The sequence below is a fragment of the Arthrobacter sp. JCM 19049 genome, assembly GCF_001310435.1.
This window is the reverse complement of the sequence record NZ_BAXF01000751.1, coordinates 1-846: the sequence shown is the minus strand read 5'-3', so window position 1 is coordinate 846 and position 846 is coordinate 1. Positions and strand designations below refer to the sequence as shown.

1 protein-coding gene and 1 pseudogene are annotated in these 846 nt (G+C 70.2%); both read left to right on the top strand.

Annotation, left to right across the window (positions count from 1 at the left end):
• Positions 1-543: pseudogene (locus JCM19049_RS15980) on the top strand (adenylate/guanylate cyclase domain-containing protein); the annotation flags it as partial.
• The coding region (locus JCM19049_RS15975) for a PP2C family serine/threonine-protein phosphatase (RefSeq protein WP_374700347.1) at positions 543-846 on the top strand (304 nt) is incomplete at its 3' end. The pseudogene JCM19049_RS15980 and the gene JCM19049_RS15975, both read left to right, overlap by 1 nt.

The window sequence follows — 846 nt, the reverse complement described above, 5'->3', positions numbered from 1 at the left end:
CACAGCGGGAGGACGACGACGACACCCCGCTGCCGCTGGCCCGCGCCGTCGGCTTCGCCGACCTGGTCTCCTACACCTCGCTCTCGCGCCGCATGAACGAACGCACCCTGGCCCAGCTGGTGCAGCGCTTTGAGGCCAAGAGCGCCGAGATCATCTCGGTGGGCGGCGGCCGGCTGGTGAAGACCATCGGCGACGAAGTGCTCTTCGTGGCCGAAACCCCGCAGGCCGGGGCCTCATCTCCCTGGCCCTGGCCAAGGAGTTCGAGGCCGATGAGCTGCTGCCCAAGACCCGGGTCGCGGTGGTATGGGGACGGCTGCTCTCCCGGCTGGGGGACATCTACGGGCCGACCGTGAACCTGGCCGCCCGGCTGACCTCCCTGGCCGAACCGGGCACGGTGCTCACCGACGCGATCACCGCCAATACGCTGCGCAACGACGAACGCTTCGTGCTCACCGCCCAGGAGATCACCTCGGTGCGCGGGTTCGGGGACATCCAGCCTACCTGCTCTCCGCCGGTGAGGGTGGACGGCTGGTGATCGACTGATGAGCCAGGCCAAATCGGTGGCGGGCTTCGGCCTGGTCGCCGCCGGACGCACCCACGTGGGGATGCGGCGCACCGAGAACCAGGACGCCATCCTGATCACCCCGACCGTGTTCGCGGTGGCCGACGGCATGGGCGGGCACGAGGCCGGGGAGCTGGCCAGCGAACTGGCCACCGAAACCCTGGAGGAGCTGACTTTCTACACCGACCGCACCCCGGAGCACCCGCTGCCCACGGTGCTGGATGTGATCCGCCAGGTGCAGCTGGCCGATGACCGGATCCGCGACGCGCTGGACGCCCGCGGGG